The organism is Streptomyces sp. NPDC002476, from assembly GCF_042889785.1.
Classification (GTDB): domain Bacteria; phylum Actinomycetota; class Actinomycetes; order Streptomycetales; family Streptomycetaceae; genus Streptomyces.
Window position 1 is genome coordinate 1 of record NZ_JBIARH010000025.1, and the last position, 22,932, is coordinate 22,932.

Annotated in this window: 15 protein-coding genes, 3 pseudogenes and 1 riboswitch; of the genes and pseudogenes, 4 read left to right on the top strand and 14 right to left on the bottom strand. The window is 70.9% G+C overall.

The window, feature by feature from the left end; all coding sequences use genetic code 11:
- Nucleotides 1-194 precede the first annotated feature (194 nt).
- The 4 genes from ACFYXM_RS25155 to ACFYXM_RS25170 all read right to left on the bottom strand — a co-directional run bounded on the left by ACFYXM_RS25155 (nucleotide 195) and on the right by ACFYXM_RS25170 (nucleotide 6,223).
- A complete protein-coding gene (locus ACFYXM_RS25155; RefSeq protein WP_389292550.1) occupies nucleotides 195-845 on the bottom strand; it encodes a thymidine kinase in 651 nt (216 codons plus the stop codon).
- 401 nt (nucleotides 846-1,246) lie between these two features.
- The gene (locus ACFYXM_RS25160) at nucleotides 1,247-2,434 is read right to left on the bottom strand and encodes an alkaline phosphatase family protein (protein ID WP_389292552.1); all 1,188 of its coding nucleotides are present in this window, start codon (nucleotides 2,432-2,434) and stop codon (nucleotides 1,247-1,249) included.
- On the bottom strand, nucleotides 2,434-3,030 hold the full coding sequence (locus ACFYXM_RS25165; protein ID WP_389292553.1) for a DUF5998 family protein: 597 nt from the start codon (nucleotides 3,028-3,030) through the stop codon (nucleotides 2,434-2,436). The genes ACFYXM_RS25160 and ACFYXM_RS25165 overlap by 1 nt, the downstream gene beginning before the upstream one ends.
- Nucleotides 3,031-3,199: 169 nt before the next feature.
- Complete coding sequence (locus ACFYXM_RS25170) at nucleotides 3,200-6,223, bottom strand: GNAT family N-acetyltransferase (protein ID WP_389292555.1); 3,024 nt, start codon at nucleotides 6,221-6,223, stop codon at nucleotides 3,200-3,202.
- A gap of 173 nt (nucleotides 6,224-6,396) precedes the next feature.
- Here ACFYXM_RS25170 and ACFYXM_RS25175 point away from each other — a divergent pair, with 173 nt between their 5' ends.
- The gene (locus ACFYXM_RS25175; protein ID WP_073789882.1) at nucleotides 6,397-6,678 is read left to right on the top strand and encodes an HPr family phosphocarrier protein; all 282 of its coding nucleotides are present in this window, start codon (nucleotides 6,397-6,399) and stop codon (nucleotides 6,676-6,678) included.
- 263 nt (nucleotides 6,679-6,941) lie between these two features.
- Here the strand turns inward: ACFYXM_RS25175 and ACFYXM_RS25180 are convergent, their stop codons facing one another.
- The 3 genes from ACFYXM_RS25180 to ACFYXM_RS25190 form a co-directional block, all read right to left on the bottom strand.
- Nucleotides 6,942-7,751: a M23 family metallopeptidase gene (locus ACFYXM_RS25180; protein ID WP_389292556.1), complete on the bottom strand. Its 810-nt coding sequence runs from the start codon at nucleotides 7,749-7,751 to the stop codon at nucleotides 6,942-6,944.
- Nucleotides 7,752-7,763: 12 nt separating this feature from the next.
- Nucleotides 7,764-7,933, bottom strand: a riboswitch (cyclic di-AMP (ydaO/yuaA leader).
- A 391-nt stretch (nucleotides 7,934-8,324) separates the two neighbouring features.
- Nucleotides 8,325-9,707, bottom strand: coding sequence for a M16 family metallopeptidase (locus ACFYXM_RS25185; RefSeq protein ID WP_389292557.1), 1,383 nt, complete (start codon nucleotides 9,705-9,707; stop codon nucleotides 8,325-8,327).
- A gap of 26 nt (nucleotides 9,708-9,733) precedes the next feature.
- Entirely contained in the window at nucleotides 9,734-11,107 is a 1,374-nt protein-coding gene (locus tag ACFYXM_RS25190) for a M16 family metallopeptidase (RefSeq protein WP_389292559.1), read from the bottom strand.
- Nucleotides 11,108-11,389: 282 nt separating this feature from the next.
- Between ACFYXM_RS25190 and ACFYXM_RS25195 the strand changes: the two genes are divergently transcribed.
- Nucleotides 11,390-13,840 carry a DNA topoisomerase (ATP-hydrolyzing) subunit A gene (locus ACFYXM_RS25195; RefSeq protein ID WP_389292561.1) on the top strand — a complete coding sequence of 817 codons (2,451 nt, stop codon included), beginning with the start codon at nucleotides 11,390-11,392 and terminating at the stop codon, nucleotides 13,838-13,840.
- A gap of 54 nt (nucleotides 13,841-13,894) precedes the next feature.
- On the opposite strand, the gene ACFYXM_RS25200 is transcribed toward ACFYXM_RS25195, so the two are convergent.
- On the bottom strand, nucleotides 13,895-15,127 hold the full coding sequence (locus ACFYXM_RS25200) for a CobW family GTP-binding protein (protein WP_389292563.1): 1,233 nt from the start codon (nucleotides 15,125-15,127) through the stop codon (nucleotides 13,895-13,897).
- A 61-nt stretch (nucleotides 15,128-15,188) separates the two neighbouring features.
- Nucleotides 15,189-15,602: pseudogene (locus ACFYXM_RS25205) on the bottom strand (citrate/2-methylcitrate synthase); the annotation flags it as partial.
- Between ACFYXM_RS25205 and ACFYXM_RS25210 the strand changes: the two are divergent.
- Nucleotides 15,599-16,414 (top strand): annotated as a pseudogene (locus ACFYXM_RS25210) (citrate/2-methylcitrate synthase); the annotation flags it as partial. The pseudogenes ACFYXM_RS25205 and ACFYXM_RS25210 overlap by 4 nt on opposite strands.
- A gap of 62 nt (nucleotides 16,415-16,476) precedes the next feature.
- On the opposite strand, the gene ACFYXM_RS25215 reads toward ACFYXM_RS25210, so the two are convergent.
- From ACFYXM_RS25215 to ACFYXM_RS25235, 5 genes and pseudogenes are all read right to left on the bottom strand, one after another.
- Nucleotides 16,477-18,069: a cation acetate symporter gene (locus tag ACFYXM_RS25215; RefSeq protein ID WP_389292564.1), complete on the bottom strand. Its 1,593-nt coding sequence runs from the start codon at nucleotides 18,067-18,069 to the stop codon at nucleotides 16,477-16,479.
- Nucleotides 18,066-18,509, bottom strand: coding sequence for a DUF485 domain-containing protein (locus ACFYXM_RS25220; RefSeq protein WP_389292677.1), 444 nt, complete (start codon nucleotides 18,507-18,509; stop codon nucleotides 18,066-18,068). Before ACFYXM_RS25220 ends, ACFYXM_RS25215 begins: the two co-directional genes overlap by 4 nt.
- Nucleotides 18,510-18,640: 131 nt before the next feature.
- Nucleotides 18,641-19,259 (bottom strand): annotated as a pseudogene (locus tag ACFYXM_RS25225) (response regulator).
- Between the two features lie 160 nt (nucleotides 19,260-19,419).
- Entirely contained in the window at nucleotides 19,420-19,896 is a 477-nt protein-coding gene (locus ACFYXM_RS25230) for a DUF1453 domain-containing protein (protein WP_389292566.1), read from the bottom strand.
- Nucleotides 19,897-20,053: 157 nt separating this feature from the next.
- A complete protein-coding gene (locus tag ACFYXM_RS25235) occupies nucleotides 20,054-22,174 on the bottom strand; it encodes a type IIA DNA topoisomerase subunit B (RefSeq protein ID WP_389292568.1) in 2,121 nt (706 codons plus the stop codon).
- A gap of 439 nt (nucleotides 22,175-22,613) precedes the next feature.
- On the opposite strand from ACFYXM_RS25235, the gene ACFYXM_RS25240 reads away from it, so the two are divergent.
- Complete coding sequence (locus tag ACFYXM_RS25240; protein WP_073789906.1) at nucleotides 22,614-22,847, top strand: hypothetical protein; 234 nt, start codon at nucleotides 22,614-22,616, stop codon at nucleotides 22,845-22,847.
- Nucleotides 22,848-22,932: the final 85 nt, after the last annotated feature.

Sequence of the window (22,932 nt, forward strand, 5' to 3'; positions counted from 1 at the left end):
CCTTTCGGGCCATGGGGGAGTCGTCGACCGACGACAACGCCGCCGGGCGCCGCCCATCGCCACGCGACGCCGACCCACCTATCCGCGCGACCTCTTACACCCAGAAATTGTTGGTCGCAGTCGCGCAGACGGCTTGAAAAACGCGCCTGCCTACCCGGCAGCGCAACAAGAAAGGCCAGGGAAGAACCTCGCAGTCAAGCCGGTGTCACCGGCAGGACGTCGGGGGACAGCGCTCCCGCGCGGGCTGAAGCGGCAGTCATCCGGCGGAGGTGATGGCGGCGGCACAGGACCTCGTAGCCGATCTCCTCCGCTGGGCGGTTGACGTCACCGACGACCACCTGAGCACCCTCGACCACCATCTCCGCTCCCACCGTACGAGCATTGTGCGTTGCTCGGGCGCCGCACCAACACAGGGCCTCGACCTGGAGGGCCTCGATCCGGTCGGCCAGCTCGATCAGCCGCTGCGAGCCAGGGAAGAGCTTGGTTCGGAAGTCGGTGGTGATACCGAAGGCGAAGACATCGAGCCCGAGGTCGTCCACGACCCGCGCCAGCTGGTCGATCTGCGCCGGCACGAGGAACTGCGCCTCGTCGACGATCACGTAATCGACCTTGCCGCCCTTGGACAACAGGTCGACCACGTACCCGTACACGTCCATACCCTCGGCAACCTCGACAGCCTCCGCGACGAGGCCCAGTCGCGACGACAGCTTCCCCTCGCCCGCCCGGTCATCCCGTGTGAAGATCACACCTTGAAGCCCCCGGGCTGAGCGGTTATGTCCGATCTGGAGCGCCAAAGTACTCTTCCCACAATCCATAGTGCCGGAGAAAAACACCAATTCGGACATCAGTGGAAGGTTGCCTTTCGGGACGAGTGGGGCTCCGACGAGTGGGGCTCCAGGGACAGCACGCCGCCCGGGCAGCACTTGGCGGCAGCTACCGTCGATGGCGAATACCCCGGGAAGTCGGTGCTCTTTCCGCAGTCCATGGCGCCGGAGAAGGAGACCAGTTCGGACATCAGTGGAGCACAATCTTCCGGATCGAGGGGGAGCGCCGGGGGGACCCGCCGACCGGCCGGTACCGGCGCGGCCCGTTCGCGGGGCGACGGATGCCCGAGCACGACGGCGCGCTCTGCACGGTCCGCCGCCCCGGAGGAGAACACGGGCTCGGACATGGGGAACTGAGGGCCTTTCGGACACGGTGGGGCGGTCGGGCGGATCAGGAGGGAGGCGTGCCGACGCGGGAGGGGCTACGAGCGTACTTCGAGCAGGGGCACGAGCTGCTCGGTGGGGGTCATCGAGCCGTGCATGCCGACCATCGCGGACTCGTGCGGTTCATTGACCGAGGCGGTGATCACCACGTCGTCATGGGCCGCGGCGACGACGTCGCCGATCCTGCCGTGGACACGTTCGTCGATCGTCGGGCCGAACCATCCGGCCTCGATCGCCTCGTCCCGGCTCGCCACCCAGAACTGCTCGCCGAGCACTTCGCGCCAGACGGCCAGGACGTCGTTCTCGGCACCCGGGACGGCGTACACGTGCCGGGCCCGGCCCTCGCCGCCGAGCAGCGCGACGCCCGCGCGCAGTTCCCAGTCCTCGTCGAAGTCGATGCGGGACCGCTCGTCGAAGGGGATGTCGATCATGCCGTGGTCGGCGGTGATGTACAGCGCCGAGCGGGGCGGGAGCTGTTCGGCCAGGCGCCGGGCCAGGCCGTCCACGTGCATGAGCTGTCCGCGCCAGGCGTCGGAGTCGACTCCGAAGCGGTGACCGTTGGCGTCGACCTCGCTGTAGTACGTGTAGACGAGCGACCGGTCTCCCGCGGCAAGGCGTTCGGCGGCGACGTCCATCCGTTCCTCGCCGGTCAGCCGGCCGAGGAACGTGCCGCCGCTGAGCGCGACCTGGGTGAGCGGAGTCCGCTCGAAGGCCGGCGCGGAGACCTGGGCGGTGCGCACCCCCGCGGCATCGGCGAGCGCGAAGACGGTGGGATACGGCTGCCAGACTGCGGGCGGGGTCCACGGCTGCCAGCGGAGCTGGTTCATCAGCTCGCCGGTGTCCGGATCGCGCACGGTGTAGCCGGGCAGGCCGTGCTCCCCCGGCGGGCGTCCGGTGCCGACCGAGGCCAGTGACGTCGCCGTGGTGGCCGGGAAGCCCGCCGTGACCGGGCGGCCGGTGCCGCCGCGCGAGGTGGGGAGCAGCGAGTGCAGGAAGGGCGCCTCGTCGGGGTGCGCCTGGATCTGTTCCCAGCCGAGGCCGTCGATCAGGAAGACGCAGTTCCGGTCCGCCGGGGTGAGTTCGGCGATCGTGGCGGTGAAACCGGGTACGCCCTGCCCGGCGACGAGCGTGGGCAGCAGATCGGCGAGCGAGCCGTTGCCGTACTCGGGGACGGGAGCGGTGTCGACGTCGAGCAGAACGGGGTCCTGCCAGGCCGGCTGAGCCATCAGCGGTCGGTCGCCGCGGTCGCGGCCGTGGCCTCGGAGAGGGACTGCGCGAAGGCGAGGGTCTGGCGCACGGTGTCCGGGCCGTCCCCGGCCTCGCTCACCCGCAGACTCAGGTCGTCGGCCGTCGAGTTGCCGGTGTAGCCGTGGTCGGCCTCGCAGTTGGGGTCGCCGCAGGCCGCCGGTTCGAGATCGATGCGGGAGACCGCACCCCAGCCGATGGTGAGGACGACTTCGCGGGGCAGCGTGCCCGGCACGTACTTCTCGGGGTCGGCCACGACCCGGCTGACCACGACCGACGAGATGCGATCGAGCTTGACCGATTCCGTCGAGGTGGTGGCGTACGGCGACGGGGAGGTGGTGTCCGCGTTCTGCTCGTCGGTGTGGCTGACGATGAAACGGGTGCCCGTGAGGACCAGGACCGTGACGTGACGGCGCACCTCGTTGGAGTCGAAGGTGGTCTCCTGGTGGACCAGGTACGAGGCGACGGGCTCACCGCCCACGGCGGCTTCCACCGCCTCGGCCACGAGGGCCGGGTAGTAGCCACTGCGCTCGATCGCCGCGCGCAGCCCCTGGGTCGTCGTACCGGTCTTAGCCATGGGCACCATCCTACGGGGGGCGGATGACTGCCGGGGACGTCGTACGGCGAGCACGGACCGGGGACACGGTGGTCCGCGCTCTCGTGGGCACGGGGCGGCGGGGACGGAGCGTCCCGGCCCCGGTCCTGGCCCTTTCGGCAGCGGGAACGTCCCGGCAGTGGCCGTCCGGTCAGTAGTTGGGGAGACGACGGGGGCCGAGGTCGGTGCGGGGCGGCGGCGGGGAGAGCCGGACGCTCGCGCCGAGGACGGCCAGCCCGTGGGTGGCGACCACGACCGGTTCCAGGGCGACGGAGACCACCTCCGGGTGGTCGTCGACCAGCCGGGACACCCGCAGCAGCAGTTCTTCGAGCGCCGCGGTGTCCACGGGTGCCGCGCCCCGCCAGCCGAACAGCACCGGGGCCGCCCGGATGGACCGGATCAGCTCCGCGGCATCGCGGTCGGTGACCGGAACCAGACGGTGGGCGGTGTCGCCGAGGAGCTCGGAGGGCGCGCCCGCGAGCCCGAACGAGAGAACGGCGCCCGCCGCCGGGTCGATCGAGGCCCGCACGACGGTGTCGACCCCGCGCGGCGCCATGGCCTGGACGACGGGCTGGAGTTCGGCGGGCCTGCCGAGCAGGTCGGTCAGCTCGCCGTACGCGCGGCGCAGCGCATCCTCGCCCGCGAGGTCCAGCCGCACGCCGCCGAGATCGGCCCGGTGACGCAGATGGGGCGCTGTGGTCTTGAGCGCGACGGGATAGCCGATCCGTGCCGCGGCGGCGACGGCGGCCTCCGGGTCGGGGGCGGGCAGTGTCGGCCGTACGGCGATGCCGTAGCGGCCGAGGAGCGCGCACGCCTCGTCGGGCGTGAGCTGTCTGCCGCGCGGGGCGGGGGGCGGGCCGAGAAGGGTGTCGATCAGCTCGGCGGTACCCGACTCGTCGATGGTGTCGTCGAGGAACTCGGGCACCTTGCCGGGTACGGCGGCCTGCCGCCGCCACTGCGCGTACCGCACCGACTCGGCCAGGGCTCGTACGGCCCGTTCGGCGGCGGGGTAGGCGGGGATCCGGCCCGCGCGGCCGTCCGTTCCCGGGCCGTCCGTTCCGTGGCCGTCCGTTCCCGGTCCGGCCGTTCCCGGTCCGGCCGGGGTGGTCCGGGCGCCCTGGCCGCGCTGGCCGCCCGGCGCTTCCCGGGTGCCCGAAGCTCCGGCGGGCGCGGTGCGGGCGTGCGCGGGGACGGACGCGGACCGAGTGGTCGCGGGCCGGGTGGTCATGGGCCGGGTGGTCATGGGCCGGGTGTCCGCGGGCTCCCCGGTCGTGGAGGACGGCTTCGCCGTGCGCGGCGCGGCCGTGCCACTGGCCACGGCCAGGGCCTCCGCCAGCCCGCCGATCTCCACGTGGACGACGGCCACGGGCTTCGCGGGACCGGTGGCCGCCGCCGCGCGCAGCGCGGTCGCCAGGACCTCCCCGCCGCCGTTCTCCGCCTCGCCGTCCTCGCCCACCCAGGGGATCGCCGTGACGATCACCGAATCGCAGTCGTCGGCGGCGAGGGCCTCGGTCAGGGCGTCCCGGAAGTCCTGCGGCGTCGCGGCGGTGGTGAGGTCGAGGGGCGGCCGCGGACGCAGCCCCTCGGTCAGGCAGGCGTCGTAGGTGAGCAGGCCGAGCGACTCGGAGTTGCCGAGGATCGCGACCCGGGGGCCCGCCGGGAGCGGCTGGTCCGCGAGGAGGAGACCCACGTCGACCACCTCCGTCACCGTGTCGACGCGGATCACGCCCGCCTGCCGCATGAGGGCGGAGACCGTCGCGTCCGGGATCCGGCTGACGGGTACGGCGTGGCCGGGCGGGGTGGCGCCGGTGTGCCGGGCGCCCTTCACCACGACCACGGGCTTCACGGCCGCGGTGCGCCGGGCGAGCCGCATGAACTTGCGCGGGTTGCCGAACGATTCGAGGTACAGCAGGGCGACGTCGGTGTCCGGGTCCTCGTACCAGTACTGGAGGAAGTCATTGCCCGAGATGTCGGCCCGGTTGCCCGCGGAGATGAAGGTGGAGAGCCCCGCACCCTGCCGGTAGAGCCGGGAGAGCAGGGCGATGCCGATCGCCCCGGACTGGGTGAACAGCCCGATGCGGCCCTGCTCGGGCGGCTCGGGGGCGAGGGAGGCGTTCAGCCGGACGGCCTCGGCGTTGTTGATGATGCCGAAGGCGTTCGGACCGATGATCCGCATCCCGTACGAGCGTGCCTGGCGGACGAGTTCGCGCTGCCGGTCCCTGCCCTCGGCACCCCACTCGGCGTATCCGGCGGAGAGGACGACGAGACCCTGGACGCCGTGCTCGCCGCAGTCGGCCACGACCTCCGGTACGCGCTCGGCGGGGACGGCGACGACCGCGAGATCCACCGGTTCGCCGATCTCGCCGACGCGGCGGTGGGCGGGGACGCCGTCGATGGTGTCCTGGTCGGCGGCGAAGGAACGATTCACGGCATACGTACGGCCGGTGAATCCGGCCGCGAGGAGGTTGCGCAGGACCGCGCGGCCGACACCGCCGGGCGTCCGGCCGACGCCGATGACGGCCACGGAGCCGGGGGCGAGCAGCCGTTGCACGGAGCGCGCCTCGGCCCGCTGCTCACGGCCGCGCTGGACGGCGAGGGACTCGGCCGTCGGTTCGAGGTCCAGGGTGAGGTGGACGGAACCTTCCTCGAAGCTCCGCTGCTGGGTGTAGCCGGCATCCCGGAACACCTTGATCATTTTGGTGTTGGCGGGGAGCACCTCGGCGACGAAGCGGCGGATGCCGCGCTCGCGAGCCACCGCGGCGATGTGCTCCAGCAGTGCCGACGCCACTCCCCGGCCCTGGTGCGCGTCCTGGACCAGGAAGGCGACCTCCGCCTCGTCCGCGGGCACCGAGGCGGGCCTGCCCCGTCCGTCGATCCGGTCGTAGCGGACGGTCGCGATGAACTCGCCGCCGACCGTGACCGCGAGCCCCACCCGGTCGACGTAATCGTGGTGGGTGAACCGGTGCACGTCCCTGGCGGACAGCCGGGGGTACGGGGCGAAGAAGCGGTAGTACTTCGACTCGTCGGAGACCTGCTCGTAGAAACTGACCAGGCGTTCGGCGTCGTCCGTGGTGATGGGCCTGATCCGCGCGGTGCCTCCGTCACGGAGGACCACGTCCGCTTCCCAGTGGTCGGGATAGGCGTGATGCGGACTCTGCTCCGTCGAGGACTGCATGGGCACAGACTACGGCTCGTCCACCACTCGCGTAGCCGCCGGGGCCGGGGCAGTCTGAGGGGGGCCGAACGGCGTTGCGGCACCGCTCGTGGGTGTGGCGCGGGTCGGCCGGAGCACCGCGCACCACATGAGGGAATGGTCTAGACAACTATTGATTCATGAAGGGCAGAACCATGGCTGAGCGCCGCGTCAACGTCGGCTGGGCCGAGGGCCTGCACGCCCGCCCCGCTTCCATATTCGTCCGCGCCGCCACGGCGTCCGGCATCCCCGTGACGATCTCCAAGGCCGACGGCACCCCGGTGAACGCCGCCTCCATGCTCGCGGTGCTCGGGCTCGGCGCGCAGGGCGGCGAGGAGATCGTGCTCGCATCCGAGGCGGACGACGCCGAGGCCGCCTTGGACCGCCTGGCGAAGCTGGTCGCGGAGGGGCTCGACGAACTCCCGGAGACCGTCTGAGCCACGTTCCGGGATTCCCGCTCCCGGGACTTCCGGACTTCTGTACGGGACCGATTCCCGCGAAGGAGCCGCAGTGCCGCCCACCGGCACCGCGGCTCCTTCGTCTTCCGGCCCCCGGGATCCCTTCCCGGCCCCGGGTGCCTCTTCCCGGGATCCGGGACGGTCGCGCAAGGGGCGGACCGGCGGACGGGCGCCCCGGACAGGCCGAAGGCCCCGGCGTGCTGCCGGGGCCTTCGGGAGGCGGTTCGCGGGTCGGCCGTCGGTCAGAGGGAGACGCCGTGGGCACGCAGATACGTGACGGGGTCCATGTCGGATCCGTAGGAGGGCGTGGTCCGGGCCTCGAAGTGGAGGTGCGGTCCGGTGGAGTTGCCGGTCGAGCCGGAAAGGCCGATCTGCTGGCCCGCGCCGACGCTCTGGCCGACACGGACACCGATCGACGAGAGGTGCCCGTACTGCGTGTACGTGCCGTCCGTCATCCGCAGCACGATGTTGTTGCCGTACGCGCCGCCCCAGCCGGCCTCGACGACCGTACCGGCGCCGACGGCGACGACGGAGCTGCCGGACGCGGCGTGGAAGTCGATGCCCGAGTGGCTGCCGGAGGACCAGAGCGAACCGCTGGACTTGTAGCCGGTGGTGACGTAGGAACCGGCGACCGGGAGCTGGAAGAGGCCCAGGCGGGTGCGCTCGGCGGAGCGGGCGGCACGCGCCTTCTCGGCCCGCGCCTCGGCGGCACGCTTCGCCTCGGCCCTGGCCTTCGCCTCGGCCCGGGCGCGCTTCTCGGCCTCGGCCTTCCGCTGGGCCGCCTCCTTCGCCTCGGCGATGAGGTCGGCCCGGCGCTGCTGCGCGTCGGCCTGTGCGTCGATCCGGTCGGCGATGACGTCCTGGATGGCGATGACCTGGTTCAGGCCAATCTCGCCGACCGCGGAGGTCTCGGCGTCCGCGGCGAGGGCCGGGGAAGCAGCGCCTCCGATGACGCCGGTGGTGGCCAGCGCCGCGACGCCGGCGATCCTCGCGCTGCCGCGCGTCAGTCGCCCGGGGGGGCGATGCTTCCCGGTGGCACGGGTGAACGCCATGAAGTGGCTGATCCTTTCCTTCCCTCTCGCCTACCGGGTTAGCTGACGGGTTCGGAGCAGGAAGGTCTCCTACGGAGGTCCCGGCCTCAGCGAGGCTCAGGTTTCCGATTCACCCCAGGGACTTCATTGGGTCCCCGGCTCCCCAGGGCTCACGCCCGGCGGGGACTCGGCGATGGCTGTCCGGTGCGTCGCGGTCGCGACATACGAGTGGCCGGCAGCCCGGTCGACGCTAAGCGCGAGCACATTCGTTCACCAAACGGACAAGCCGTTTTGTAGCGCATGCCACAGGTCGTACGGGCAACCCGGCGACCAACCCGGCGACCGGAACCGAACATGGGGAAGACCCCGGCGAGACATCGCTCACAGGGGCCTTCCACGCCCGGCCACCGGGCCGGTCGGGCCGCCCCCGTTCGGTACCCGGAACGGCCCGGCCCGCGGCTGTGCTCCGGCACCTGCCCCGTACGGGAACGGGGCGCCGGACGCCCGGCCGCCGGACCGACTGGGCCGGGACGCCGGGACGGTCCCCGGCGTCTCCGCCCGAGGAGGCGGCCGGGGACCGTGACGGCGTACCGCTCAGCCGGTGACCACCGACACCTCACCGATGCCCAGGGCCCGGACCGGCTCCTCGATCCGGGACGCGTCGCCGACGAGGATCGTCACCAGCCGGTCACCCGGGAAGGCGCTGACCACGGCTGCGGTCGCCTCGACCGTGCCGGCTGCCGCGAGCCGCGCGTACAGGTGGGCCTGGAAGTCGTCGGGGAGGTGCTGCTCGACCTGGTCGGCCAGCGTGCCCGCCACGGAGGCCGCCGTCTCGAACTTCAGCGGCGCGACACCCACGAGGTTCTGCACCGCGGTCTCGCGCTCCTCGTCGGTCAGCCCCTCGGCCGCCAGCGTCCGCAGGACCGTCCACAGGTCCTCCAACGCCGGTCCGGTCGACTCCGTGTCCACCGATCCGCTGATCGCGAGCATGGCGGCGCCGGTCGCGCCCGTGTCCGAGTCCGGGGCCGACGACCGCAGCACCTGGGCGAAGGCGCGGACACCGTAGGTGTAGCCCTTCTCCTCGCGCAGCACCCGGTCCAGCCGGGAGGTGAGCGTGCCGCCCAGGCAGTACGTGCCGAGCACCTGGGCGGGCCACACGCTGTCGTGCCGGTCCGGTCCGATCCGACCGATCAGCAGTTGCGTCTGCACCGCGCCCGGACGGTCCACGATGACCACGCGGCCGGTGTCGTCGGCGGTGATCGGCGGGGCCGGGCGCGGCTCGACGGTGTCGCCCGACCAGTCGCCGAGTGTCTCGGAGAGCAGAGCCTCCAGGTCGATGCCGGTCAGGTCGCCGACGACCACGGCGGTCGCCGCGGACGGCCGGACATGGGCCTCGAAGAAGGCGCGCACCGCCCCCGCGTCGATCCGCTCCACCGTCTCCTCGGTGCCCTGGCGCGGCCGGGACATCCGCGAGGCGGCCGGGAAGAGCTCCTTGGAGAGCTGCTTGGCGGCGCGGCGCGCCGGGTTGGCCTGCTCGTGCGGGATCTCGTCGAGCCGGTTGCGCACCAGCCGTTCGATCTCGCTCTCGGCGAAGGCGGGGGCCCGCAGCGCCTCGGCGACCAGTCCGAGCGCCTTGGCCAGCCGGGAGGCCGGGACCTCCAGGGAAACCCGGAGGCCGGGGTGGTCGGCGTGCGCGTCGAGCGTGGCACCGCAGCGCTCCAGCTCGGCGGCGAACTCCTCGGCGGTGTGCTTGTCGGTGCCCTCGGACAGGGCCCGCGCCATGATCGTGGCCACGCCGTCCAGCCCCTCCGGCTCGGCGTCCAGCGGGGCGTCGAGGACGATCTCGACCGCCACCACCTGCTGGCCGGGGCGGTGGCAGCGCAGCACCGTCAGGCCGTTGGGCAGCGAACCGCGCTCCGGCGCGGGAAAAGCCCAGGGGCGGGCGACGCCGGGGGCCGGCTGGGGGTGGAACTGCATCGAAACTCCAGTCGCGGCGGCGTCGGTCACTTGTCCGCTCCTTCGTGCGTGTCGGCGTCGGTCTCGTCGGTGTCCGCGGCATCCGCGGAATCGGCCGGTTCGACCGGTTCGTAGACCAGCACCGCCCGGTTGTCGGGCCGCAACCGGGCCTTGGCGACTGCCTGGACCTCCTCCGCCGTCACGTCCAGAACCCGCTGCACCGCGGTCAGGGCGAGCTGGGGGTCGCCGAACAGCACGGCGAACCGGCACAGTTCGTCGGCGCGGCCCGCGACCGTACCGAGCCGGTCCAGCCACTCGCGCTCCAGCTGGGCCTGGGCGCGCTCCATTTCCTCGGGCGTCGGGCCCTCGGCGGCGAACCGGGCCAGCTCCTCGTCGACCGCCGCCTCGATCCGCGGCACCTCGACACCGCCGGAGGTCTTGACGTCCAGCCAGCCGAGCGACGGGGCGCCCGCCAGCCGCAGCAGCCCGAATCCGGCCGCCACGGCCGTACGGTCACGGCGGACCAGGCGGTTGTGCAGCCGCGACGACTCCCCGCCACCGAGCACGGTCAGCGCGAGATCCGCTGCGTCGCACTCGCGGGTGCCGTCGTGCGGGAGCCGGTAGGCGGCCATCAGCGCCCGCGCCGGAACCTCCTCGCGTACCTCCTCGCGCAACTGCTCGCCGATGACGTCGGGCAGCGTGCCGTCGCGCGGGGGTCGCTTCCCGTCGTGGGAGGGGATGGAGCCGAAGTACTTCTCGATCCAGGCGAGCGTCTGCTCGGGGTCGATGTCGCCGACGACCGACAGCACCGCGTTGTTCGGCGCGTAGTACGTACGGAAGAAGGCGCGCGCGTCCTCCAGCGTCGCGGCGTCGAGGTCCGCCATCGAGCCGATCGGGGTGTGGTGGTACGGGTGCCCCTCGGGGTAGGCGAGCGCTGTCAGCCGCTCGAACGCCGTGCCGTAGGGGACGTTGTCGTAGCGCTGGCGGCGCTCGTTCTTGACGACGTCGCGCTGGTTCTCCATCGACTCCTCGTCGAGCGCGGCGAGGAGCGAGCCCATCCGGTCCGCCTCCAGCCAGAGGGCCAGCTCCAGCTGGTGCGCGGGCATCGTCTCGAAGTAGTTGGTGCGCTCGAAGCTGGTGGTCCCGTTGAGTGAACCGCCGGCGCCCTGCACCAGCTCGAAGTGTCCGTTCCCCTTCACCTGGCCGGAGCCCTGGAACATCAGGTGCTCGAAGAGGTGAGCCAGACCGGTGCGTCCCTCGACCTCGTGGCGCGATCCGACGTCGTACCAGAGGCAGACCGCGGCGACCGGGGTCAGATGGTCCTCGGAGAGCACCACGCGCAGGCCATTGGCCAGGCGGTGCTCGGTCGCTGTCAAGCCGCCGGAACCGGCCTGGGCTGTGGCCGTGTGACCCATGGGCATGTACGTCCCTTCGATCGCGTTACTGGTTTTTCTGCGTGGCCTGCCACTGTAAGCAAGCGCACCGACACCTGGCGAAGTTCCCATACCGCGGAAGTTCGCGTGAAAGAGGGGCGCACCACCCGGCGCACGCGCCCCTTTCACCGCTCCGGAGCCCTTCCCGGCGGCGTCGGGAGGGCCGGTTGGGACGGGGCGAGGTCGGCGTTGTCGGTGCGGAGGTCCACAATGGTCCGCGTCAGAACCTGAGGTTGCCCGAACAGAATCCGTGAAGGAGTCGCAGCAGCGATGGCCCGCCGCAGCACGAAGACCCCGCCGCCGGACGACTTCGAGGAGAACATCCTCGACATCGACGTCGTCGACGAAATGCAGGGCTCCTTCCTCGAGTACGCGTACTCGGTGATCTACTCACGGGCCCTGCCCGACGCCCGTGACGGTCTGAAGCCGGTGCACCGACGCATCGTGTACCAGATGAACGAGATGGGCCTGCGCCCCGACCGCGGCTTCGTGAAGTGCGCGCGGGTCGTCGGCGAGGTCATGGGCAAGCTGCACCCGCACGGCGACGCGTCGATCTACGACGCGCTGGTCCGGCTGGCGCAGCCGTTCTCCATGCGTCTCCCCCTGGTCGACGGACACGGCAACTTCGGTTCGCTCGGGAACGACGACCCACCGGCCGCCATGCGGTACACCGAGTGCCGGATGGCCGACGCGACATCGCTGATGACGGAGTCGATCGACGAGGAGACCGTCGACTTCCAGGCGAACTACGACGGCCAGGAGCAGGAGCCCTCCGTCCTCCCGGCCGCGTACCCGAACCTCCTGGTCAACGGGGCGTCCGGGATCGCCGTTGGCATGGCGACCAACATGCCTCCGCACAACCTGGGCGAGGTCGTCGCCGCCGCCCGCCACCTCATCAAGCATCCGGGCGCGGACCTGGAGACGCTGATGCGGTTCATCCCCGGTCCCGACCTGCCGACCGGCGGCCGGATCGTGGGCCTGGGCGGCATCAAGGACGCGTACGCCGGCGGGCGCGGGACGTTCAAGATCCGTGCGACGGTGTCCGTGGAGAACGTGACGCCGCGCCGCAAGGGCATCGTCGTCACCGAACTGCCCTTCGCGGTCGGCCCGGAGAAGGTGATCGCCAAGATCAAGGACCTGGTCTCGGCGAAGAAGCTCCAGGGCATCGCGGACGTGAAGGACCTGACCGACCGCGAGCACGGTCTGCGCCTGGTCATCGAGGTGAAGAACGGCTTCGTGCCCGAGGCGGTGCTGGAGCAGCTCTACAAGCTGACCCCGATGGAGGACTCCTTCGGGATCAACAACGTGGCACTGGTCGACGGGCAGCCGCTCACGCTCGGCCTGAAGGAGTTGCTGGAGGTCTACCTCGACCACCGCTTCGACGTGGTGCGCCGGCGCAGCGAGTTCCGGCGCGGCAAGCGCCGCGACCGTCTCCACCTGGTCGAGGGCCTGCTCGTCGCGCTGCTCGACATCGACGAGGTCATCCGGCTCATCCGGTCCAGCGACAATTCGGCGCAGGCCAAGGAGCGGCTCATCGAGCGCTTCTCGCTGAGCGAGATCCAGACGCAGTACATCCTGGACACGCCGCTGCGCCGGCTGACCAAGTTCGACCGGATCGAGCTGGAGAGCGAGCGGGACCGGCTCAACAAGGAGATCGACGAGCTGACCACGATCCTCGAGTCGGACGCCGCGCTGCGCAAGCTCGTCTCGTCGGAACTGGCCGCGGTCGCCAAGAAGTTCGGTACCGAGCGGCGCACGGTGCTGCTGGAGTCGGCCGGTACGCAGGTCGCCTCGGTGCCGCTGCAGGTCGCGGACGACCCGTGCCGGGTGCTGCTGTCGTCGACCGGTCTGCTGGCGCGTACCGCCAGCGACGACCCGATCGCCTTCGCCGAGGACGCCAAGCGAGCCAAGCACGACGTGATCGTGTCCGCGGTGCCCGCGACCGCCCGGGGCGACATCGGGGTGGTGACATCGACGGGACGGCTGCTGCGGCTCGCGGTCATCGATCTGCCGCAGCTGCCGGACACGCACGCGGCGCCCAGTCTGTCGGGCGGGGCGATGGTCTCGGAGTTCCTCACGCTGGGAAGCGACGAGGAGGTCGTCTGTCTGACCACGCTGGACGAGACGTCCCCCGGTCTGGCGCTCGGCACCCTGCAGGGCATCGTCAAGCGGGTGGTGCCGGACTACCCGGCCAACAAGGACGAGCTGGAGGTCATCGCCCTCAAGGACGGTGACCGGATCGTCGGCGCGGCCGAACTGCGCACGGGCGAGGAGGACCTGGTCTTCATCACGTCCGACGCGCAGTTGCTGCGCTACCCGGCGGCGCAGGTGCGGCCGCAGGGCAGGCCCGCAGGCGGCATGGCGGGCATCAAGCTCGCGGCGGGCGTCTCGGTGATCTCGTTCACGGCGGTGGATCCGGCCGCGGACGCGATGGTGTTCACGGTGGCGGGTTCGCAGGGCATGCTGGACGACTCGATGCTGACGTGCAAGCTCACCCCGTTCGACCAGTACCCGCGCAAGGGCCGGGCCACCGGCGGGGTGCGCTGTCAGCGGTTCCTCAAGGGCGAGGACGCCCTGGTCTTCGCCTGGGCGGGCCCCGTGCCCGCGAGGGCCGCCCAGAAGAACGGCGCGCCCGCCGAGCTGCCGGCGCCGGACCCCCGGCGCGACGGTTCGGGTGCGCCGCTGGCCAAGCCGGTCGCGTCGGTCGCGGGACCGGTGTAGCCCCTCGTCAGACCCGGCGACGGCGGTGTGACGACGGGGCCCGTGCCCCTTCCGTCACCAGCCGTCCTCGTCGGGCCGTCGCACGTACCGCAGGACGCCCCACATGCTTCGGTCATGTGCGGCGTCCTGCGCCGTGTCCGGGCCCGGCGCGCCGGGGTCCGGCACGTCAGGGATGGAGGTGCCGAAGTCCGGTGTGCCGGGCAGCGGTGCGTCCCGGGTCGGCGTGTCCGTCTCGCGGCAGTCGGTCAGCTCCTTGTGCAGGGCCTCCGCATCGATGCCCGAGCCGATCAGCACGAGTCGGGTGAGGCGTGGTTCGTCGCGTGCCCACGGCTGCGGCTCGAACCGCAGGAACCGCCCGACCGCGTGCAGCACGTACTTGTTGGCGCGATCGCCCATGCCGAAGTCGACGAGTCCCTTGATCCGGTAGAGCCCCTGCGGCCGGGAGTCGAGGAAGTCCATCAGCCTGCGCGGGTTCATGGGCACGTCCGCGGTGAAGGACACGCTCTCGTACGCGGCGTGCAGATGGTGCTCGTGCCCGGCGTCGGCCTCCGCCTCGGCCCGCTCCGCCAGCAGCAGGTCCTCGAAGGTGAGCTGGCGCGCCTTCTCCTCGCCGTCCGGACGCAGCGAGGGGTCGAAGAGCAGCTCGGGATCGACGCGTCCGTACGTGGCGCAGATGACGGCACCCGCGCCGCCACCCGGGGACCCGCCGGTGCCCGCTGCGGATCCGTCGGTGCCCCGTGTGCCGGCCGTGGCGACGGCCTCACGGATGCGGGCCAGTTCGTCGTCCCCGACCCGGTCGGTCTTGTTGAGGACGACGAGATCGGCGACGGCGAGATGGCGGTCGATCTCCGGATGGCGGCGCCGGGTGGCGGCGAACTCCGCCGCATCCACGACCTCCACCAGGCCGCCGTACATGACGCGCGGATTCTCGCTGGCCAGGAGCATGCGGACGAGTTCCTGCGGCTCCGCCAGTCCGCTGGCCTCGATGACGATCACGTCGAGCCGGGCCGAGGGCCGGGTCAGCGTCTCCAGAAAGGAGTCGAGTTCGCTCGCGTCGACCGCGCAGCACAGGCAGCCGTTGCCGAGCGAGACCGTCGAACCGACCTGTCCCGAAACCGTCATGGCGTCGATCTCGATCGAACCGAAGTCGTTGACGATCACACCGATCCGGTTCCCCGCACGGTTGCGCAGGAGATGGTTGAGCAGTGTCGTCTTGCCCGACCCCAGGAACCCCGCGAGGACGATGACCGGAATCTGCTGCGTGCGGGGCGGGGACGGCGGGTTCAAGGGGGGACCTTCCTCCGGGTCGTCAGGGTGCCGGGACCGGCTGTGGCGGCGGGGTGTCGACCTATCGGGCCGCCGGGCGGATGATCTTCGTGTCCTCCGCCTGTTCCAGGATATTGGCGCTCCAGCCGATCACCCGCGCCGCACAGAACGTCGGGGTGAACATCTCGCACGGCAGCCCGCACAGCTCCATGACGACCCGTACGGCAGATCGTCGCGGGGCTCGACCGGTTCGAGGCCCCGGCCGAGCCTGTGCAGGGCGGTGAGCACGGTCGGAACGGCGGCACAGGCGGCCAGGGCGTCGTCGCGACGCCGGTCGGCGTCGATGTCGTACACCGGCCGGAAGTGCGCCGAGGCGCCGAGGAGGGACAGGGCGGTGCGCCAGACCGGCCAGCGGGCCGGAGACGGATCCTGCCCGGGCTGTGGCGGGCAGGGCCTCGCGCACCTCCGCGGGCAGTCGTCGCAGCGCGGCGGTTCGACGCCGCGGAGGTGGACGCCCCGGCCCGGCGCTCGGGCCGCCGCGGGCCCTCCGTCGTCGGCACGGGCGACCTGGTGTTCCGTGCCGGTATCACGCTGATCGCGAGCGACGCCCGCCGAGGCACTGGCGGCGGCGCGCCGGGCGGTCGGCGCACTGCCCGCCCACAGCGGTTCGACGGACCGGTTGCGGGTGGCCGTGGTCGCCGCGGCGATGGCCGCTCCGCTTCGACCTCTCGCGCGAGGCGGTGATCGCCGGTGCGCGGAGCCTGATCCCGATGCTGGTCCGCGCCTTGCCCGCGGTGTCCGGCGGCCCTTCGACCGCCGACGACCTGGAACAGACCTCCGGCGAGGAGGAACCGACATCGGGCAAGGAGGGCGGGCTCGCCCGGCTGTTGTGGCCGAAACTCACCGCGCGCCCGGCGGACGGCCCGCGGGCGCGGACGCTGTTCGCCCTGCTCGCGGACGTCCCCCGAGGCCGTGTCCGCACTCGCCGCCGCGCAGGACGTGGTCGCCACGGCCGCCCGCCACGCGCCCCTGCACGCCAACGTCGAACCGGCGCCGGCCGTGCTGTCGGTCTCCTGCGGCATGTCCGCCGAGTCGGGCGAGACGGCCTTCGCCGTGTCGCGCACGGCGGGCTGGATCGCGCACGCGCTGGAGGAGTACGAGGAACGGCCGTTGCGCATACGGCCCAGTGGGCAGTACGACGGCCCGCGTCCCCCTCAGCCGCTCCCCTCCGCCGAGCGCCGACCGGCCGACCGACGGTCGGCCGCCGTGCTGAACGACGGCCGACCGGCGAAGGCCCGACCGGGGTGAACGGCGGCCGGAGGCCCTCCACGGGTCGCACGGGGCCTTGGACCCCGCGATGTGGTCGGCGGCTACACCGCTCCGGCGCCGGTGAGCGCGCGGACCTCGGTCTCCGCGTGCTTGGCGGCATCGGGCGGCTCTGCGGAGGTCACCGTTCCGGCCCAGCCGGCCAGGAATCCCAGTGGGATGGAGGCCAGACCGGGGTTCTCCAGGGGGAAGAAGTGGAAGTCGACCCCGGGGAAGAACGAGGCCGGGCTACCGGAGACGACCGGTGAGAACACCACGAGGAGTACCGCTGGAATCAGTCCTCCGTAGATCGACCAGACCGCTCCCCTCGTGGTGAAACGCCGCCAGAACAGGGAGTAGAGCAAAGCCGGGAGGTTGGCCGAGGCGGCCACGGCGAAGGCCAGCCCGACCAGGAACGCCACATTCAGGTTCTGCGCGACCAGACCGAGCCCAATGGCCGCCAGCCCGATCCCGGCCGCGGCGGCCCGGGCCACGGTGACCTCGCTGTACTGCTTGGAACCGGGGCTCCTGAGCGAGGCGTAGAGGTCGTGGGCGACGGAGGCGGAGGACGCGAGCGTGATCCCCGCAACGACGGCGAGGATGGTCGCGAAGGCGACGGCCGCCACCACGGCGAACAGAATCGTTCCCGCGGTGGAACCCTCGCCGCCGCCGAGGGCCAGGGCCAGCAGCGGCACCGCCGTATTCCCCGCGGCGTTCGACGCCCGCACGTCGGCCGGGCCGACCAGTGCGGCGGCCCCGAAGCCGAGCGCGATGGTCATCAGGTAGAAGCCGCCGATGAGTCCGATCGACCAGACGACCGACCTCCGGGCCGCGCGGGCGGTGGGCACGGTGTAGAACCGCGACAGGATGTGCGGCAGGCCCGCCGTACCGAGCACCAGAGCCAGGCCCAGGCTGATGAAGTCGAGGCGCGCCGTCCAGGTTTCGCCGTACAGGAGACCGGGCACCAGGAAACTGCTTCCGTGTCCGCTGCGCCGGGCCGCGGAGTCGAGCAGTGCGTTGACGTCGCCGTGGAAGCGAACCAGGACGAGAACGGTGAGCACGACCGCTCCCGCCATCAGCAGCACGGCCTTGACGATCTGGATCCACGTGGTGGCACGCATTCCGCCGAAGGAGACGTAGATCACCATGAGCGCTCCGACACCGATGACGGTCCAGGGCCGGGCGGCACCGCTCGTACCGCCGAGGAGCAGGGCGACGAGGCTGCCCGCGCCGACCATCTGAGCCACCAGATAGAGCAGGGAGACGGTGACGGACGACGTGCCCACGGCGATCCGCACCGGGCGCTCCGCCATGCGCGCCGCCACCACGTCGGCGAGCGTGAACCGGCCGCAGTTGCGGACCAGTTCGGCGATCAGCAGCAGAACCACGAGCCAGGCGACGAAGAACCCGACCGAGTAGAGCATGCCGTCGTAACCGAAGAGGGCGATCAGGCCGGAGATACCGAGGAACGACGCCGCCGACATGTAGTCGCCCGCGATGGCGAAACCGTTCTCCATCGGGGAGAACAGCCGGCCGCCCGCGTAGAACTCCTCGGCCGAGCCGTGCCGGTTACGGCTCACCCAGGTGGTGATGGCGAGCGTCACCGCGATGAAGACGCTGAAGAGCACGAGGGCCGGCGTCTGGTGGTGCCCGCTCAACGGCCCGCCTTCCGTGTCATCTCCTGCGTCTTCCAGCGCAGTTCGAGCGCGGCGCGGTCCCTGCGCAGCCGTGCGTGTCGTGCGTACGCCCAGGTGAGGAGGAACGTCGTCAGAAACTGCCCGAGGCCCGCGACCATTGCGACATTGACCGCCCCGGCCACCGGACGGGACATCAGCCCGGGCTCGCTGATCGCGACCACGACATAGGCGAGGTACCAGGTGAGGAAGGCGAGTGTCGCGGGGAGGACGAAGCGCCTGTACCGGCGCCGCACCTCCTGGAAGGCTCTACTGCGCTGCACCTCCAGATAGATCTCGGCCGCGCTGTTGCCCCGGTGCGAGGCAGCAGGAACGGGTGGCCCCGCGGGTGCGAGCCTCCCCGCCCCGTCCGACTCGCCCCAGCCGGGGGCAAGCGTGTCGTACCACGGGTCGTCGAGCCGCACCGCCGCGGCGTCACGCCCTGCTTCCTTCTCCACCGAACAACTCCCCTTGTCCACGGACTACTTCGGCCGCGTACCCAAGAATGAGTGGATTGGGAAGATCTCGGGCAGTTCATTCGCCGGTATTCATCCGATCAGGTGAACACCGGCCCGGGTGGCTGTGCGAAGCCCCGAACGTACGCATAGCGAACGGCCTGTGCGCGGTCACGTACCCCGGCCTTGGCGAAGAGTTTGTTGATGTGACTCTTCACCGTGGCCTGCGAGATGTGCAGTCTGCGCGCGATCTCCGGGCTGGACAGCCCATCGGCGATCAGGACCAGCACCTCCACCTCGCACGGTTTCAGGCCGTCGGGCAGTTGCGGATCGGGAGACGCCTCGGGCGGAGGTGGCTGTGTGGTGACGTGTTCCAGCAGCCGCCGCTGCACGGACGGCGAGAGTCCGGCCTCTCCCGACAGCACCGCCCGGATGGCCCGCACGATCTCCTCGCCCCCGGCGTCCTTGGTGAGATGGCCCCAGCCCCGGCCCGGGGCGTGGGAAAGAGCGAGTCGTCGTCCGCGAACGTCGTGAGCACCACCATCTGTGTCCCCGGACAGTCCCTGCGGATCCGCCGCGTTGCCTCCACCCTGTCGCAACGGGGCATGCGCAGGTCCATCAGGACCACATCCGGGGCCAACTCGGCCATGAGCGCGACCGCTTCCTCACCGTCCTTCACCGAACCGACCACCTCGATCCCGGGCAGCAGCCCCACAGCATCACGATGCCTTCACGCACCACCGACTGGTCGTCGGCGAAGGTGCCCCATGGCAGGGCGGCGAGCAGGCCGAACCGGACGGACCAGGCGAGCACCGCCCGTGGCCGGGTGCGGGCCGTCGAAGGCGCCTCTCTGGAAGGCCGGCTCGTCCAGATCGTTGCGTCATGCCCGGTCCCTCCCCACCATGCGTGACGGCGCCTCATGACCCGAGCCGCCGTGCACCGACAGGGTCACGGGGGGAGCTGACAGCAGTACGGAACTGTTCTGCTGTATGCCCACCAGCGTGGCGGCCCCGTACAGGGACGCCCTCAGCGCCAGTCCGCCTGCCCGGGCGAAGACGGTCGCCCTGCCGCCCTTGGTCCACAACGAGCCGTCCGCCCCTCGCCACAGGCGGGAAGTCCAGCCCCGGGTGGCGCCGGTCGTCAACGCCACCGCCAGTTCCGCGCACAGGAACACCACGGCCGGCGCCGCGTGATGCGGATCGACGAGTCCGGGCTCCCGCAGCGAGATGACGAGGAGGATGCCCGGCAGGACCCACCAGCGCCTGTCGTCGGAGATCCGCTGGGCCGAGAACTGACGGACCACGACGGCGACTACGGCGACGGCGACGGTCGCCAGGACATCGACGAACCCCGGCATGGCTGCCTCCGTGATGCGGGAAGATCGGACGCCTTCGACGCTACGGAATCGGCCGGGTCACGGGATCGGCTCAGGGGTTGACCACGGATGGAGATGCCGTCTCCACCCACGGGTGGGGAGCCCGCGCGGTGGAGGCCCCGGGTGGAGACGGCAGTGCTCAGGCGTCGATGCGCGAGCGGTCGAGGGTGGCCGCCGAGCTGGTGATGAACTCCTTGCGCGGAGCCACTTCGTTCCCCATCAGCAGATCGAAGACCTGCTCGGCCGCTTCCAGGTCGCCGATGTTGATCCGCCTCAGCGTGCGGTGGCGGGGGTCCATCGTGGTCTCCGCCAGCTGGTCGGCGTCCATCTCGCCCAGACCCTTGTAGCGCTGGATCGAGTCCTTGTACCGGATGTTCTTCCGCTGCAGCTCCAGCAGCCGCTGGCGCAGTTCGTTGTCGGAGTACGTGTAGATGTACTTGTCCTGGCCCTTCTTGGGCTGGACGAGCTCGATCCGGTGCAGCGGGGGCACGGCGGCGAAGACCCGACCGGCCTCGACCATGGGGCGCATGTAGCGCTGGAACAGCGTCAGCAGCAGGATGCGGATGTGCGCGCCGTCGACATCGGCGTCCACCAGCAGGACGATCTTCCCGTAGCGGGCGGCGTCGATGTCGAAGGTCCGTCCGGACCCGGCTCCTATGACCTGGATGATCGCGCCGCATTCGGCGTTCTTCAGCATGTCCGAGACGGACGCCTTCTGCACGTTGAGGATCTTGCCCCGGATCGGCAGCAGCGCCTGGAACTCGCTGTTCCGCGCGAGCTTGGCCGTACCGAGCGCGGAGTCGCCCTCGACGATGAAGAGTTCGCTGCGGTCGACGTCGTCACTGCGGCAGTCGGCGAGCTTCGCAGGCAGCGAGGAGGACTCCAGTGCCGTCTTCCGGCGCTGGGCGTCCTTGTGCTGACGCGCGGCGATGCGGGTGCGCGCGGCCGCCACCGCCTTGTCCAGAACCGCCCTGGCCTGCGCCTTCGCGTCGCGCTTCGTCGAGGTGAGGAACGCCTTGAGCTCCTTGGCCACGACGTTGGCGACGATCCGGTTGGCCGCCGAGGTGCCGAGCACCTCCTTGGTCTGGCCCTCGAACTGCGGTTCCGCCAGCCGCACGGTCACGACCGCGGTGAGCCCCTCCAGCGCATCGTCCTTGACGATGTCGTCCTCGGCCACACGGAGCAGCTTGGCGGACCGCAGCGCCTCGTTGATGGTCTTCGTCACGGAGCGTTCGAACCCGGTGACGTGCGTGCCACCCTTGGGGGTGGCGATGATGTTGACGAAGGACTTGACGGTGGTGTCGTATCCGGTGCCCCAGCGCATGGCGATGTCGACCCCGAGTTCACGGGTGACCTCGGTCGCCGTCATGTGCCCGCGCTCGTCCAGGACCGGCACGGTCTCCTTGAACGTGCCCTGCCCGGACAGGCGGAGCACGTCGCAGACCGCCTTGTCCTGGGCGAGGTACTCGCAGAATTCGCTGATTCCGCCGTCGAAGTGGAAGGTCTCCTCCGACTTCCCCTCGCCGTCGAGACCGCGATCGTCGCGCACGACGATCGTGAGACCGGGCACAAGGAAGGCCGTCTGCCGTGCCCTCTGGTGAAGCGTTTCCAGGCTGAGCTTGGCGTCCTTGAGGAAGATCTGCCGGTCCGCCCAGTAGCGCACCCTCGTGCCGGTGCGGGCCTTCGGCACCCGCTTGCCCTTGATCAGGCCGTTGGCCGGGTCGAACGGGCTGTCCGGCCCCTGCTCGGTGAAGATCCCCGGCACTCCCCGCCGGAAACTGATCGAGTGGGTCGCGCTGTTGCGGTCGACCTCGACGTCGAGCCGGGCCGAGAGGGCGTTGACCACGGAGGCGCCCACACCGTGCAGTCCGCCCGACGCGGCGTACGAACCGCCGCCGAACTTTCCGCCGGCGTGCAGCTTCGTCATCACGACCTCGACGCCGGACAGGCCCGTCTTCGGCTCGACGTCGACCGGGATCCCGCGACCGTTGTCCTTGACCTCGACGGAGTTGTCGTCGTGGAGGACGACCTCGATACGGTCGCAGTAGCCGCCCAGGGCCTCGTCGACGGAGTTGTCGATGATCTCCCAGAGGCAGTGCATGAGCCCACGGCTGTCCGTGGATCCGATGTACATGCCAGGGCGCTTGCGAACCGCTTCGAGCCCTTCGAGTACGAGGAGATGCCGCGCGGTGTAGTTGGAACCGTCTCGGTCTGCTCCGGTCAGCAGCGCAGTGGACGGCACGGACGTATCGGCGGTCACGCGGTTCGCTCCTCGCTGAATTTCTTTTTGGTACCCAGTGGGTAAGGGGTTCGGCTTCGGTCGCCGCTGAGAGGGTACCGAGGCCTGGTAGAGCGGTTGTCACGCCACCCTCCGAGAACCCTCACACTAGTCCAGCCTCGCATACACGTTCGATCCCTCGGAGGAGTGACGCGCACATCACGTTCCCTTCCGGGCATGAACCATTTAGGCTCCGGGCACGTCCTCATGAACAAACCGGCAAGCCGGCCGGGAGGACCGAACCACCGAGACAAGCAACGCGAAACCGTAGCGCTACGCAATACGGCACATTCGCCGCCAACCGGCAACAGACAGCCATCTTGAGAAGAAGTTTCAAAGAAAAGCCACGAGCGGGAACGTTTTCGGCCTGGTTGGATGTTGACCCTGGTACGACAGCTCGTCGAGCTAGAGAAGAGGCGACGTGACTACTGTTCTGACCCCCGCGAGCCCGCTGACCGCAGCAGACCGCTGTGACCGCTGCGGCGCCCAGGCATATCTGCGCGTCGTCCTGATCAGCGGCGGTGAGCTGCTCTTCTGCGCCCACCATGGTCGCAAGTTCGAGCCGGAACTCAAGAAGATCGCCGCGGAGATACAGGATGAGACGGACAGGCTGACGGCCGTGCCGGGGCACGCCGTCGAAGAGGAACGGCACTGACACCTCGCATCCACGACGAGCCAGGGCCAGGTCCCGACCTGGCGACGGGCGGCTTCCGCACGGAAGCCGCCCGTCCTCGTCGTCA